The following is a 15542-nucleotide window of genomic DNA, read 5'->3' on the forward strand; positions in this document are numbered from 1 at the left end:
GCTGCGCGCGCGCGCGCGATCAATCGCGGAAATGCACCGCGCTGACGTTCGTGTCAGCAGTGTTGCGAAATTGCTGCACTTTGGCGACCGGGCGACGCCGTTGACACCCGGCGGGCCCAATCCTATATTGCGTCCACACCCCACCGTCCGAGATAGAGCCTGACTTTGCGCAACGGGCTGTACGGATAGGGCGGCAGGGATTTCGAGATGCGTTGGAAAGCTGCGGTAAACCGGCAACGGTTCGTCGCGGCCTTTTTGCGTCTCTACCTGCGCTCGCGAGCTATTTTCTTAAGGCGAGACAATCACTTATGGCGACCAAGGCGAAGTCGGTGGGCAAGGCCCTCGAAGCAACCGCAAGCAAGCGAATCCGCAAGCTGTTCGGCAACATCCACGAAGCGGTGGAGATGCCCAACCTCATAGAGGTGCAGCGCGAATCCTATGAACAGTTCCTGCGCTCGGATCCGTCGGTCGGCTATGTTTCGGGGCTCGAAAAAACGCTGCGCAGCGTTTTCCCGATCCGCGATTTCGCCGGCACCGCCGAGCTCGATTTCGTCCATTACGAACTCGAAGCGCCGAAGTACGATGTCGAGGAATGCCGTCAGCGCGGCATCACCTATGCAGCGCCGATGAAGGTCACGCTGCGCCTGATCGTCTTTGAAGTCGACAGCGAAACCGACACGCGCTCGGTTCTCGATATCAAGGAGCAGGACGTTTACATGGGCGACATGCCGCTCATGACCGAGAACGGCACCTTCTTCGTCAACGGCACCGAGCGCGTCATCGTGTCGCAGATGCACCGTTCGCCGGGTGTGCTCTTCGACCATGACCGCGGCAAGACCCACTCGTCGGGCAAGTTCCTGTTCGCCGCGCGCGTCATTCCGTATCGCGGTTCGTGGCTCGACTTCGAATTCGACGCCAAGGACATCGTCAACGTCCGTATCGACCGCAAGCGCAAGCTGCCGGTCACCAGCCTGCTTTACGCGCTGGGCATGTCGGGCGAGGAAATCCTCAACCATTTTTATGACCGTCTCGTCTTCGAGCGCGCCGAAAACGGCTGGAAAGTGCCCTTCGTCGTCGAAAACTGGCGCGGATCGAAGCCCGCGTTCGACGTGGTGGACGCCAAGACCGGCGAAGTCGTCTTCGCCGCCGGCCACAAGATCAGCCCGCGCCTGGCCAACAAGGCTGCGAAGGACGGTCTCGACACGCTGCTGATCCCGACCGAGGAAATCTTCGGCCGTTACAGCGCCTATGACCTGATCAACGAGTCGACCGGCGAGATCTATATCGAAGCCGGCGACGAAGTGTCGGCCGACAATCTCGAAAAGATCGACGCTGCGGGCATCGACAAGCTCGTGCTGCTCGACATCGACCATAACAACACCGGCCCCTGGATCCGCAACACGCTGAAAGCCGACAAGGCCGAGGATCGCGACCAGGCGCTGAGCGACATCTACCGCGTGATGCGCCCCGGCGAACCGCCGACGCGCGAAACCGCTGAAGCCTTGTTCGGCGGCCTGTTCTTCGACAGCGAGCGCTACGACCTGTCGGCGGTCGGCCGCGTCAAGCTCAACATGCGCCTTGGCCTCGACGCCGAGGACACGGTCACCACGCTGCGCAGCGAAGACATCCTTGCGGTCGTCAAGGAGCTGGTGAACCTGAAGGACGGCAAGGGCGAGATCGACGATATCGACAATCTCGGCAACCGCCGGGTCCGTTCGGTCGGCGAGCTGCTCGAAAACCAGTATCGCGTCGGCCTGCTCCGCATGGAACGCGCGGTGAAGGAGCGCATGTCGTCGGTCGACGTGTCGACGGTGATGCCGAACGACCTCATCAACGCGAAGCCGGCGGTCGCCGCGGTGCGCGAATTTTTCGGTTCGTCGCAGCTCTCGCAGTTCATGGACCAGACCAACCCGCTGTCCGAAGTCACCCACAAGCGCCGCGTGTCGGCGCTCGGGCCGGGCGGTCTGACCCGCGAACGCGCGGGCTTTGAAGTCCGCGACGTTCACCCGACCCATTATGGCCGTATCTGTCCGATCGAAACGCCCGAAGGCCCGAACATCGGTCTGATCAACAGCCTCGCGACCTTTGCGCGCGTCAACAAATACGGCTTCATCGAGACCCCGTACCGCCGCATCGTCGATGGCAAGGTCACGAACGAAGTCGTCTATCTGTCGGCGATGGAAGAGTCGAAGCACACGGTCGCGCAGGCGAACGCCGATTTGAACCCCGACGGCAGCTTCATCGACGAACTGATCTCGGCGCGCGAAGCCGGCGAGTTCCTGATGGCCCCGCGCGATCAGATCACGCTGATGGACGTGTCGCCGAAGCAGCTCGTTTCGGTCGCGGCCTCGCTGATCCCCTTCCTCGAAAACGATGACGCCAACCGCGCGCTCATGGGCTCGAACATGCAGCGTCAGGCTGTGCCGCTGCTTCGCGCCGAGGCACCCGTCGTCGGCACCGGCATGGAAGAAACGGTTGCGCGCGATTCGGGCGCGGCGATCGCGGCGCGCCGCGGGGGCGTGATCGACCAGGTCGATGCGACGCGTATCGTCATCCGTGCGACCGACATGGTCGAACCCGGCAAGTCGGGCGTCGACATCTATCGCCTGCAGAAGTTCCAGCGTTCGAACCAGAACACCTGCATCAACCAGCGTCCGCTGGTGAAGGTGGGCGATGTCGTCCGCGCCGGCGACATCATCGCCGACGGTCCTTCGACCGAGCTTGGCGAACTGGCGCTCGGCAAGAATGTGCTCGTCGCGTTCATGCCGTGGAACGGCTACAATTATGAGGACTCGATCCTCATTTCCGAACGCATCGTGAAGGACGACGTCTTCACCTCGATCCACATCGAGGAATTCGAAGTCACCGCGCGCGACACGCGCCTTGGCCCCGAGGACATCACGCGCGACATTCCGAACGTCGGCGAGGAAGCGCTGCGCAACCTCGACGAAGCGGGCATCGTGTACATCGGCGCCGAAGTCGGCCCGGGCGACATTCTGGCCGGCAAGATCACCCCCAAGGGTGAATCGCCGATGACGCCGGAAGAAAAGCTGCTGCGCGCGATCTTCGGCGAAAAGGCCAGCGACGTGCGCGACACCTCGCTCCGCCTGCCGCCGGGCGTGTCGGGCACGGTCGTCGAGGTCCGCGTCTTCAACCGTCACGGCATCGACAAGGACGAACGCGCGATCGCGATCGAACGCGAAGAGATCGAGCGTCTGAAGCAGGATGCCGACGACGAGCGCGCGATCCTCAACCGTGCGACCTTCTCGAGCCTCAAGGACCTGCTGATCGGCCAGACGACCAGCGCGGTACCGAAGGGCCTGAAGAAGGGCGACGTCGTCACCGAAGAGATGCTGATCGAACTCGACCGCGCCGACTGGTGGAAACTGGCGGTTGTCGAAGACAATGCGCAGACCGCATTGGAAGCGATCAAGGCGCAGTATGACGACGCGATCAAGCGGATCAACGCGAAGTATGAAGATCGCGTCGAGAAGCTGCAGCGCGGCGACGAGCTCGCCCCGGGTGTGCTCAAGATGGTCAAGGTCTTCGTCGCGGTAAAGCGCAAGCTGCAGCCGGGCGACAAGATGGCCGGCCGTCACGGAAACAAGGGCGTCATCAGCCGCATCCTGCCGAACGAGGACATGCCGTTCCTCGAAGACGGGACGCATGTCGATATCGTGCTGAACCCGCTCGGCGTGCCGTCGCGCATGAACGTCGGTCAGATCCTCGAAACCCACCTTGGCTGGGCTTCGCGCGGTCTGGGCCGTCAGGTCACGCAGGCGCTCGACGAATGGCGCGACGCCAATCCCGACGCGGTCGGCGGGCAGATGCCCGAAGCCGTGCGCGATGCGCTCGAACATGTCTATGGCGCCGAATATGCCGAGGACATCAAGTCGCGCGATGCCGACAGCATCGTCGAACTGGCCGATAACCTCCGTGTCGGCGTGCCGTTCGCGACCCCGGTGTTCGATGGCGCGAAGGAAGCCGACGTGTCGAACATGCTGACCCTCGCTGGGCTGGATGAATCGGGTCAGTCGGACCTCTACGACGGCCGCACCGGCGACAAGTTCGACCGCAAGGTGACCGTGGGCTACATCTATATGCTGAAGCTCCACCACCTCGTCGACGACAAGATCCACGCGCGTTCGATCGGCCCCTACAGCCTCGTCACCCAGCAGCCGCTGGGCGGTAAGGCGCAGTTCGGCGGCCAGCGCTTCGGGGAAATGGAGGTGTGGGCGCTCCAGGCCTATGGCGCGGCGTACACGCTCCAGGAAATGCTGACGGTGAAGTCCGACGACGTGATCGGCCGCACCAAGGTTTACGAAGCGATCGTCAAGGGCGATGACACCTTCGAGGCCGGCATTCCCGAAAGCTTCAATGTGCTCGTCAAGGAAATGCGCTCGCTGGGCCTCAATGTCGAACTGTCTTCCTATGCGGAAGAAGATCCCGATGAAGGTCCCGACGCCCTTCCCGAAGCCGCCGAGTAAAATTTTTCCTCACCCCCTTCGCCTGCGGCGAGGGGGGAAGAGTGGAGCAAGATTATGAACCAGCTTACCAATTTCATGAACCCGGTGGCGAAGCCCGAAACCTTCGACATGATCAAGATCGGCATCGCGAGCCCCGAGCGTATCCGCTCGTGGTCGTTCGGCGAGATCAAGAAGCCCGAAACGATCAACTATCGCACGTTCAAGCCCGAGCGTGACGGCCTGTTCTGCGCGCGCATCTTTGGTCCGATCAAGGATTATGAATGCCTGTGCGGCAAGTATAAGCGCATGAAATACAAGGGCATCGTCTGCGAAAAATGCGGTGTCGAAGTCACGGTCACGAAAGTCCGCCGCGAGCGCATGGGCCACATCGAGCTCGCCGCGCCCGTCGCGCACATCTGGTTCCTGAAATCGCTGCCGTCGCGCATCGGCCTGCTGCTCGACATGCAGCTGAAGCAGCTCGAGCGCGTCCTCTATTTCGAGGCCTATATCGTCCTTGAGCCCGGCCTGACCCCGCTCGAGAAGTTCCAGCTTCTGACCGAAGACGAACTGCTCGACGCGCAGGACGAATATGGCGAAGACGCATTCAGCGCCGGCATCGGCGCCGAGGCGATCCGCGTGCTCCTCGAAAATCTCGATCTGGAGCAGGAACGCGTCGACCTGATGGAAGAGCTCGCGACTACGAAGTCGGAGCTCAAGCCCAAGAAGATCATCAAGCGCCTGAAGGTTGTCGAAAGCTTCATTGATTCGGGTAACCGTCCCGAATGGATGATCCTGGAGGTCGTCCCCGTGATCCCGCCCGAACTGCGCCCGCTGGTGCCGCTCGACGGTGGCCGCTTCGCTACAAGCGACCTTAACGACCTTTACCGTCGCGTGATTAACCGCAACAACCGCCTGAAGCGCCTGATGGAGCTGCGCGCGCCGGACATCATCGTCCGCAACGAAAAGCGCATGCTGCAGGAAGCCGTCGATGCGCTGTTCGACAACGGCCGCCGCGGCCGCACGATCACCGGTGCCAACAAGCGTCCGCTGAAGTCGCTGTCCGATATGCTCAAGGGCAAGCAGGGCCGCTTCCGCCAGAACCTGCTCGGCAAGCGCGTCGACTATTCGGGCCGTTCGGTTATCGTGACCGGCCCCGAACTCAAGCTGCACCAGTGCGGCCTGCCGAAGAAGATGGCGCTCGAACTGTTCAAGCCGTTCATCTATGCGCGCCTCGACGCCAAGGGTCTGTCGATGACCCTGAAACAGGCGAAGAAGTGGGTCGAAAAGGAACGCAAGGAAGTCTGGGACATCCTCGACGAAGTCATTCGCGAGCACCCGGTCCTGCTGAACCGCGCCCCGACGCTTCACCGCCTCGGCATCCAGGCGTTCGAGCCCGTGCTGATCGAGGGCAAGGCGATCCAGCTTCACCCGCTGGTCTGCGCCGCGTTCAACGCCGACTTCGACGGCGACCAGATGGCCGTTCACGTCCCGCTGAGCCTTGAGGCGCAGCTGGAAGCGCGCGTGCTGATGATGTCGACGAACAACATCCTCAGCCCCGCGAACGGCAAGCCGATCATCGTTCCGTCGCAGGACATGGTCCTTGGTCTCTATTATCTCTCGCTGGAGCGCGAAGGCGAACCGGGCGAGGGCATGCTGCTCGCCGACATGGCCGAAGTGCACCAGGCGCTGTTCACCGGTTCGGTGACGCTGCACACCAAGGTCATCAGCCGCGTTCCGCAGACCGACGAGCAGGGCAACGAGTATCTCAAGCGTTTTGAGACCACTCCGGGCCGCATGCTGATCGGCGAATGCCTGCCGAAGTCGCACACGGTGCCCTTCGACGTCGTCAACCGCCTTCTGACCAAGAAGGAAATCGGCGACGTGATCGACCAGGTCTATCGTCACACCGGCCAGAAAGAGACCGTGCTGTTCGCCGACGCTATCATGGCGCTGGGCTTCCGCAACGCGTTCAAGGCGGGCATCTCGTTCGGCAAAGATGACATGATCATTCCGGCGTCGAAGGAAGGCATGGTCGACGAAACCCGCGCGCTGGTGAAGGATTTCGAGCAGCAGTATCAGGACGGCCTGATCACGCAGCAGGAAAAGTACAACAAGGCGATCGACGCCTGGTCGCAGTGCGGCGACAAGGTGGCGAACGCCATGATGGACGAAATCCGTGCGACGCCGAAGCTGCCCGACGGCCGTCTGGCCCCGATCAACTCCATCTATATGATGGCGCACTCGGGTGCCCGTGGTTCGCAGGCGCAGATGAAGCAGCTCGCCGGTATGCGCGGCCTGATGGCCAAGCCGTCGGGCGAGATCATCGAAACGCCGATCATCTCGAACTTCAAGGAAGGCCTGACCGTTCTCGAGTATTTCAACTCGACCCACGGTGCGCGTAAGGGTCTGGCCGATACGGCGCTCAAGACGGCGAACTCGGGTTACCTGACCCGCCGTCTGGTCGACGTGTCGCAGGACTGCGTCGTGATCGAGGAAGATTGCGGCACGACCCGCGGCATGGAAATGCGCGCGATCATCCAGGGCGGTTCGACGATCGCCTCGCTGGGTGAACGCATCCTTGGCCGTACGACGCTCGAAGACGTCGTCGACAAGGACGGCAATGTCATCGCTCCGGTGGGCACGCTGCTCGACGAACCGACGACGCAGCGGATCGAGGACGCCGAAGTCCAGTCGGTCAAGATCCGTTCGCCGCTGGTCTGCGAAGCGACGCTGGGTGTTTGCGGCAAATGCTATGGCCGCGACCTGGCCCGCGGCACGCCGGTCAACATCGGTGAAGCTGTCGGCGTTATCGCCGCGCAGTCGATCGGTGAGCCCGGCACGCAGCTGACGATGCGTACCTTCCACATCGGCGGTGCGGCGCAGGTGAACGAACAGTCGAACGCCGAAGCGATTTCGGACGGCACGATCGAATATCGCGACATGGCGACGATCGTCGACCAGCGCGGCCGCCGTCTGGCGCTGTCGCGTTCGGGCGAAATCGCCATCATCGACAGCGAAGGCCGCGAACGCGCGTCGCACAAGCTGCCCTATGGTGCGCAGATCCTGCACAAGGATGGCGAGAAGGTGAAGAAGGGCGACCGGATTGCCGAATGGGATCCGTTCACCATGCCGCTGATCACCGAAAAGCAGGGCGTCGTGAAGTATCAGGATCTTGCCGACGGCAAGACGCTGGTCGAACAGGTCGACGAAGCGACGGGTATCGCCCAGCGCGTCGTGATCGAATATCGTTCGGCGGGCCGCGCCAAGAAGGAAGACCTCCAGCCGCGCCTGACCCTGCTCGACGACCAGTCGGGCGAAGCCGCGCGCTACCTGCTCGCGGTCGGCACGATGCTGTCGGTCGAGGACGGTCAGGAAGTGCAGGCGGGCGACGTTCTGGCGCGTGTCAGCCGCGAAGCGTCGAAGACGCGCGACATCACCGGCGGTCTGCCGCGTGTTGCCGAGCTGTTCGAAGCGCGCATTCCGAAGGACAACAGCGTTATCGCAAAGATCAGCGGCCGCATTGAATTCGTCAAGGATTACAAGGCGAAGCGCAAGATTGCGATCGTTCCGGAAGAAGGCGATCCGATCGAGTACCTGATCCCCAAGTCGAAGGTTCTGGAAGTGCAGGAAGGCGACATGGTCAAGCGCGGCGACGCGCTGATTTCGGGCTCGCCGAACCCGCACGACATTCTGGACGTCATGGGCGTCGAGGCGCTGGCCGAATATCTGGTCGCCGAAATCCAGGAAGTCTATCGATTGCAGGGCGTGAAGATCAACGACAAGCACATCGAGGTGATCGTTCGCCAGATGCTGCAGAAGGTCGAGATCACGAACGGCGGCGACACCACGTTGCTGCCGGGCGAGCAGCTCGATTATCTGGAGATGATGGAATATAACGCCAAGCTGCCTAAAAACGGCGTTCCCGCGGAGGGCCGTCCGGTCCTGCTCGGGATCACCAAGGCGTCGCTGCAAACGCGCAGCTTCGTCTCGGCCGCCTCCTTCCAGGAGACGACCCGCGTCCTCACCGAAGCTTCGGTGCAGGGCAAGATCGACTCGCTGCAGGGCCTCAAGGAAAATGTCATCGTCGGCCGCCTCATCCCGGCGGGTACCGGCGCTGCCATGAACCGCGTCCGCGTCACCGCTTCGTCGAAGGACGCCGCGCTTCGCGCCGCCATGCGCGCCGCGAATCAGGAGCATCTGATCGCGCCGACGACCGCCGCCGAAGAGCATGAAGCCGAACTGGCGCAAGGCCCCGAAGCCGCGATGGGCGACGATCCGCTGGGCGCCGTCCAGGGGAGCTCGTCGGGTGAAGCCGACGTGATGGTCGAAGAGCGCGCCGAAGGCGACGGCGAGGAATAAGCTTCCTTACGCCTTTGGCCGACAGAAACGAGCCCCGCCGGAGCGATCCGGCGGGGCTTTTTCTTCAGGAAACCCGGCCCGCCACCCGTGCCGCCACCCACCGCCCGTTTGCCGATTGCCTGTCCCCGCCCCCCGCTCTAGACCTTGGGAAAGGCTTTCGAATGGAGGACAGTGGGTGAGCGACGGCAGCGCGGTGAGCGAAATCTATATCGGCCTTGGCGGCGGCGGAGCGGCCGACGGGCCACGCCAGTCGCTAGTACTCAAACGCGCAAACCGTCACGGGCTGATCGCCGGCGCCACCGGCACCGGCAAGACGGTGACCTTGCAGGGGCTCGCCGAGGGTTTTTCGGCTGTTGGCGTCCCGGTGTTTGTCGCCGATGTGAAGGGCGACCTCGCCGGTATGGCGATGGCGGGCAGCCCGACGGCGAAGGTCCATGAACCCTTTTCGAAGCGTGCCGCCGAAATCGGCGACACGACATGGACTTATCGCGACAATCCGGTGATCTTCTGGGACCTGTTCGGCGAGCAGGGGCACCCGATCCGCACCACCATCTCCGAAATGGGTCCGCTGCTGCTCGCGCGGCTGATGGGCTTGAACGAAGTTCAGGAAGGCGTCCTCGCGATCGCCTTCCGCATCGCCGACGAGCAGAATCTGCTACTGCTCGATCTGGGCGACTTGCAGGCGATGCTCGCCTGGTGCGCCGAAAACGCTGATGAGCTCACGACCAAATATGGCAATGTTTCGAAGGCCACCGTCGGCACGATCCAGCGGCAGTTGCTAACGCTTGAAAGCCAGGGCGGCGACCATTTCTTCGGCGAGCCCGCGCTCGACATACAGGACATGATCCGCACCGATGAGAGCGGCCGGGGCTATGTCAACATCCTCGCCGCCGACAAATTGATGGCGAGCCCGAAGCTCTATGCGACCTTCCTGCTCTGGCTCTTGTCGGAGATGTTCGAGACGCTTCCCGAGGTCGGCGATCCCGACAAGCCGAAGCTCGTCTTCTTCTTCGACGAGGCGCACCTGCTCTTCGACGATGCGCCGCCCGCGCTCACGGAAAAGATCGAGCAGGTGGTGCGCCTGATCCGCTCGAAGGGTGTCGGCGTCTATTTCGTGACGCAGAACCCGATCGACGTGCCCGAAGCGGTCGCCGGCCAGCTCGGCAACCGCGTCCAGCATGCGCTCCGCGCCTTTACCCCGCGCGATCAGAAAGCGGTGAAGGCCGCCGCCGAAACCTTCCGCCCCAATCCCAAGATCGACGTCGCGCGCGAGATCACCGAGCTGAAGGTCGGCGAAGCGCTTGTATCGCTGCTGATGGCCGATGGCGCTCCCTCGCCGGTCGAGCGCACGTTGATCAAGCCGCCCTGTTCGCGCGCGGGGCCCTTGGAAGCCAAGGAACGCGCGATCATCCAGTCGATCTCTCCGGTCGAGGGCAAATATGACACCCCCGTCGACCGCGAAAGCGCCGAGGAATTGCTCGCGGCCAAGGCCGAGCAGGCGCAGGCGGCTGCGATCGAGGCGAAAGCGCAAGCCGAAGCCGACAAGCAGGCCGCGATCGCCGCGAAGGAAGAGGCGAAACGCAAGGCGGCCGAGGAGCGCGAGCGCATCCGGCTTGAAAAGGCGGCCGCGCGCGAAGCGGCAAAACCCTCGATGGCCGAGAAGATGATGCAGTCGGCGGCGCGCTCGGCGGCGACGAGCCTCGGCAGGCAGGTCGCGGGCAAGTTTGGCGGCCAGCTGATGCGCGGCATATTGGGCAGCCTGTTCAAGTGAACGACGCCGATGCCGCGGCGATGGAGGCGAGCCTCGCCGCCGTCGCCGATGCCTGCGTCGATATCCGTCACGCGCTGTTCGACCGCTTTTTCGCCGCCTTCCCCGATCGCCGCGCGAGCTTCATGATCGTCGAGGCCTCATCGCGGCGGATGACCGACGAGACGCTACAGATGATGCTCGGGCTGGCGAAGGGTGAGGGCTGGGTGTGGCCGCTCGTCGCCGAACTCGTCTTCACCCATCGCGCCGATGGGCCGCTGCCAATCGCCGAATATGATGCCTTCATCGACATGACGGTCGACGTGCTGGCCGTTGCGGCGGGCACGGCGTGGACCCCCGAAACGGCTACGGCGTGGCAGTGTCACGCCGATGCGTTGAAGGTGATGATCCGCAAGGCGCGCGCCGAATGGGAAAGCGCGATGCCGGCCGGGGTGCCGCAACGCGCCGAATAAGAATCTTCGTCACCCCGCGAGGGCGGGGATGACGGGAGAAGGATGGCCCTATTTTTCCTTCAGCCAGCTTTCGACTTCGCGCTTGATGCGCGGGCGGCTGGCGCTGCGTTCCTTCAGGCTCGCCAGCGTCTTGTCATAGGGTTTGCGCACATCGGCGGCCAGCGGTGCCGCGATTCGCTCGAGCTTCGCGATCATCGCGGGATCGTTCGACGAAGCCGCGAGCCCTGCGAGGAAGCGGGCGCGTGCCGAGGCGTCGATGAGCCGGTCGACCGCGGCCTGATTGGCCTGCGCGAAATCGACCGCCAGTTCGGCATGGTTGGCGGCGACCGCGCCGATGATCGCGGCGCTGACGGTCTTGCCGGGTTCGTCGGTTAGCGCGAGCGCGAGTGCGCGCTTGGCAAGCGCTTCGTCTTTCGCCGACCCGAGCAATGTATAGAAAGTGCTGCGCTCGACCGCCGATTTCGATGCCTTGGCCATGGCACGCAGCTTGTCCCATTCGGCCTTGCCCGCATTCGCCGCGACGATGCCAAGCCAACGCGATTTCAACGGACCGTCGAGCGCGGCGGGATCGCTGTCCAGCAGCGCGAAGCGGCGCCGTGCTTCGGCGAGCACCTCCGCATCGCCCAACGTCCCGAGCGCCCCGAGCGTTTCCGAACGCAGGATGCTGTCGAGCGCGGGCTCGTCGGCGCGGGCGTCGAAGCCGAGCCGCCCCATCGCCGGGGCGAGCGCCGCGGTGCCGCGCGCTGCGATCTGCTCCTGCACCGCCGGCTGGTCGTCGAACAGCTTGTAGAGCGCCGCATAACGCCCGGCGGCGTCGCCGAGCAGCTTCTGGTTGGCATCCTTGGGCACCGCCGCCAACAGGTTGAGCGCCGCGCCCATCGGCTGGTATCCGGCATAGGCGAGCGCGAAATTGTCGCCGAGCAGCCCCAATTGGTCGATTGGGGCCAGCTTTGCGTAATCGGTGCGAAGCGCGGTCAGCGCAGCGGACGAATAGAGAGTGCGGTAATAGCCAGCCTGGCCCGCGTTGATCAGCACCGGGCCGCAGCCGGGCAGGGTCAACGTCCCCGTCCCGCCCGCGACCACCTGCCGCGCGACCGCACCATCGCCGGCGCGCGCGAGGACGGGCACCTGCCAGCGGCGGTTTTCGGCGTCGATGCCCTGCTTGCGATCGCGGGAAAATTCACTCTGTGTCAGCGCGACGGTCGTGTTGCCGCCCGCGCAGGTCACGCCGCCGACGCGGAGCAGCGGAATGCCCGGCTGGTTCGTGAAATCATGCGCGATCGCCGTCAGCCCCTTGGCGCCCGCCGTTTCGACCGCGCCCCACAGATCGTCGGTGCGCGTATTCGCATATTTATGCTTTTCCATGTAGTTGCGCAGCCCCTCGCGCCACACATCCTCGCCAGCGTAGGATTCGAGCATCGTGATGACCGCTTCGCCCTTCTGGTAGGTGATCGCATCGAACGCCTGGTTGGTATCCTCGACCGTGCGGATCGTCTGGACGATCGGGTGCGTCGTCGCGAAAGCGTCGAGCCCCATCGCGCGCTCGCGACCATCGACGCGGTCGAGCAAAGGCTGCCAGTCGGGGTGGAAATGGTCGCTCGCCTTGGTTTCCATCCAGCTCGCGAAGCCTTCGTTGAGCCAGAGGTCGTCCCACCACGCCATGGTGACGAGATCGCCGAACCATTGGTGTGCGACCTCGTGCGCCTGCGTTGAATAGATCTGCTGGCGCGTCGCATCGCTCGTGATCTTCGGATCGTCGAGCAGGATGCGCTCGAAGGTGAAGATCGCGCCCCAATTTTCCATCGCGCCGAAAAATTGCGACTGGCCCGGGCCTGCGACATTGTCGAGCTTGGGCAGCGGATAGGGCTGGCCGAAATAATCGCTGTAATAGCCGAGCAGGGGGCCGAGGCTGTCTAGCGCGAAGCGCGCCTGCTCGCCCGATCCCTTGGGCGACACGATGCCGACATCGGCGCCGCTGTCGCTCTTCGCCGCGAGCCGCTCGAAATTGCCGGTCGCGAAGAAGAGCAGGTAGGACGACATTTTGGGCGAGATATGGAAGGTCACCTTCTTCTTGCCGCCGTCGACAGGCGTTTCGCTCGTCACGGGCATGTTGCTGACCGCAAGGTCGCCCGCGGGAACGGTCGCCGAGAGGGTGAAGGTCGCCTTGTAGCTCGGCTCGTCGAAGCTGGGCACGAAGCGTCGGGCGTCGGGCGCCTCGAACTGGGTGAACAGCCCGCGCACCTCCTTGCCGCTGAGCTTGTCGGGATAGTCGAGCGCGAAAAGCCCGTTCGCCTGCGTATTGATCGTGCCGGTGTAGCGGATAGCAAGGCGATATTTGCCCGGCGCGAGAGGCGCGGGGGCGGTGAAGATTACCGTCTGCGCGGCGGCATCGGTCGCTGCGGTCAGCGCGATAGCCTTGCCGTCCGCACCTATGAGACTGGCGCTCGCGAAGTCGAGGTCGAGCGCGTTCAACGTCAGCGTCGCTGAGGGCTCGTATAGTTCGATGTCGATGCCCGCCTCGCCGGTGAAGGTCAGCGCTTGGGCGTCCGGGGTGACGCTGATGTCATAATGCAGCGGTCGCGCGATCCGTGGCAGCTGGCTCGGGATGCTTGCATCGAGCGGGGCGCCGGCCAGCGCAGGCGCCGCTGCGACGGGTGACGCCGGCGCAACTCCGGGCTGCGTGGCGCAGGCGGCGAGGCTCAGCGACGAAACGGCGCTGAAAAGGAAATGACGTGCAGTTGTTTTCATGATGCGATCCCCGGTAATTTTCTGCCATGCTACGCCTGCAGGGCCATCTTGCGGGCGCCGCTTCGACCGGCGGTCATAGCCTATCGACAGACGACGCGATTCACGGCAGCTTGGTTGCATGACAAAACCTATATTGCCTGGAGAGGTAGCCGCCGCCGTCGTCGATCCCGTCGCCTATGGCAATTGGGACCCGCTGAACGAACAGCTCGCCTGGGCGCGGGCGAACGCGCCGCTTGCGGTGGCCGAAAGTCCCGAGATCGACCCCTTCTGGCTCGTGACGCGCCACGCCGACATCATGGCGATCAGCCGCGATCCGCAGCGCTTCGCGAACGGCTTGCGCCCGACCGTGCTCACCAATCGCGACGGCGAGGCGATCGCGCGCGCCGCGACGCCGAACAACGACGGACACCTGATTCGGTCGCTCGTGCAGATGGATGCCCCCGACCATATGAAATACCGGCTGCTCACGCAGAGCTGGTTCATGCCGAAGAATCTCAAGATCGTCGAAGACCGCATCCGTCATCACGCGCGCAATGCGGTCGAACAGATGCTGTCGATGGACGGGACATGCGATTTCGCGCGCGACGTTGCGGCGCATTATCCGCTGCGCGTGATCATGGACATATTGGGCGTCCCGCCCGATGACGAGCCGCGCATGCTGATGCTGACGCAGCAATTGTTCGGATCGACCGACCCCGAGCTGAACCGCAGCCGCGAGGCAATCACCAGCGCCGAGCAGGCGATCGCGATGCTCAATTTTGTGATCGCCGACTTCGAACAATATTTCGGCGCGCTCACCGCCGACCGCCGCGCCAGCCCGCGCGAGGATATCGCGACGGTGATCGCCAATGCCATGGTCGGCGGCGCGCCGATTCCGGAACGCGAGCTTGCGGGCTATTATATGATCATCGCGACCGCGGGCCATGACACGACGAGCGCCTCGACCGCGGGCGCGATCATGGAACTGGCGAAGAACCCCGATCTGTTCGCCCGTTTTCGCGATGCGGAGAGCGACAAGGCGGGGTTGATCGAAGAGGCGATCCGCTGGACGACACCCGTCCAGCATTTCATGCGCAGCGCGCGGGAAGATGTCGAGATCGGCGGGCAGACGATCCGCGAGGGCGACTGGCTGATGCTGAACTATGTTTCGGGCAACCGCGACGAGCAGGCGTTCGGCGATGCCTTCGTCTTCGACCCCGATCGCGAAAAGAACCAGCAGATCGCTTTTGGCTTCGGCGCGCACGTCTGCCTCGGCCAGCATCTCGCTCGCATGGAAATGCGGATATTGATGGAGGAATTGCTGCCGCGCCTCGCCAGTGTCGAACTTGCGGGTGAGCCGAAGCGCGTCGAATCGGTGTTCGTTGGCGGGCTGAAACGCCTGCCTATCCGCTTCACACTTGCCTAGCCCGGCAGATCGTAAACGTCTTTATTTACAATGGAACAATCGCTCCCGAGCTGCGTTTCACCGCAGATAAGGAGTATGTGATGAAAAAATGGAAAAAGGGCGCGGTCGCGTTCGCAATGGCTTCGATGGTTCTTTCGCCGGTTGCGGCTTCGGCGGCATCCGCGATTGATGGCGCGCGCGCGACCTCGACTGTTCGCGGCGAAAATGATCTTGAAGGTGGAAGCTGGATTGCCATCGTGCTGGGCCTCGCCATCGTGGCCGGCGGCGTCTGGCTGGCCGTCGATGGCGACAACGACGATCCAGTAAGCCCGTAAGCCAAGCCGAGCCCGTCCCTGCGGACGGGC

At 63.6% G+C, this 15542-nt stretch carries 7 protein-coding genes; 6 read left to right on the forward strand and 1 reads right to left on the reverse strand.

Annotation, left to right across the window (positions count from 1 at the left end):
* Positions 1 to 308 precede the first annotated feature (308 nt).
* The 4 genes from rpoB to HDC29_RS13575 all read left to right on the forward strand — a co-directional run bounded on the left by rpoB (position 309) and on the right by HDC29_RS13575 (position 11045).
* Positions 309 to 4487: a DNA-directed RNA polymerase subunit beta gene (gene rpoB, locus HDC29_RS13560; protein ID WP_179498365.1), complete on the forward strand. Its 4179-nt coding sequence runs from the start codon at positions 309 to 311 to the stop codon at positions 4485 to 4487.
* 54 nt (positions 4488 to 4541) lie between these two features.
* Positions 4542 to 8825 carry a DNA-directed RNA polymerase subunit beta' gene (rpoC, locus tag HDC29_RS13565; protein ID WP_179498367.1) on the forward strand — a complete coding sequence of 1428 codons (4284 nt, stop codon included), beginning with the start codon at positions 4542 to 4544 and terminating at the stop codon, positions 8823 to 8825.
* Between the two features lie 175 nt (positions 8826 to 9000).
* Positions 9001 to 10596 carry a helicase HerA-like domain-containing protein gene (locus HDC29_RS13570; RefSeq protein WP_373562805.1) on the forward strand — a complete coding sequence of 532 codons (1596 nt, stop codon included), beginning with the start codon at positions 9001 to 9003 and terminating at the stop codon, positions 10594 to 10596.
* Complete coding sequence (locus tag HDC29_RS13575) at positions 10593 to 11045, forward strand: hypothetical protein (protein WP_179498369.1); 453 nt, start codon at positions 10593 to 10595, stop codon at positions 11043 to 11045. The genes HDC29_RS13570 and HDC29_RS13575 overlap by 4 nt, the downstream gene beginning before the upstream one ends.
* A 48-nt stretch (positions 11046 to 11093) precedes the next feature.
* Here HDC29_RS13575 and HDC29_RS13580 read toward each other — a convergent pair whose 3' ends face one another.
* Complete coding sequence (locus HDC29_RS13580; protein ID WP_179498371.1) at positions 11094 to 13793, reverse strand: M1 family metallopeptidase; 2700 nt, start codon at positions 13791 to 13793, stop codon at positions 11094 to 11096.
* Positions 13794 to 13911: 118 nt separating this feature from the next.
* On the opposite strand from HDC29_RS13580, the gene HDC29_RS13585 reads away from it, so the two are divergent.
* Both HDC29_RS13585 and HDC29_RS13590 read left to right on the forward strand, forming a co-directional pair.
* Complete coding sequence (locus HDC29_RS13585) at positions 13912 to 15198, forward strand: cytochrome P450 (RefSeq protein ID WP_179498373.1); 1287 nt, start codon at positions 13912 to 13914, stop codon at positions 15196 to 15198.
* An 80-nt stretch (positions 15199 to 15278) separates the two neighbouring features.
* Positions 15279 to 15512 carry a hypothetical protein gene (locus tag HDC29_RS13590; protein ID WP_179498375.1) on the forward strand — a complete coding sequence of 78 codons (234 nt, stop codon included), beginning with the start codon at positions 15279 to 15281 and terminating at the stop codon, positions 15510 to 15512.
* Positions 15513 to 15542: the final 30 nt, after the last annotated feature.

Source organism: Sphingopyxis sp. JAI108, from assembly GCF_013410105.1.
GTDB lineage: Bacteria > Pseudomonadota > Alphaproteobacteria > Sphingomonadales > Sphingomonadaceae > Sphingopyxis > Sphingopyxis chilensis.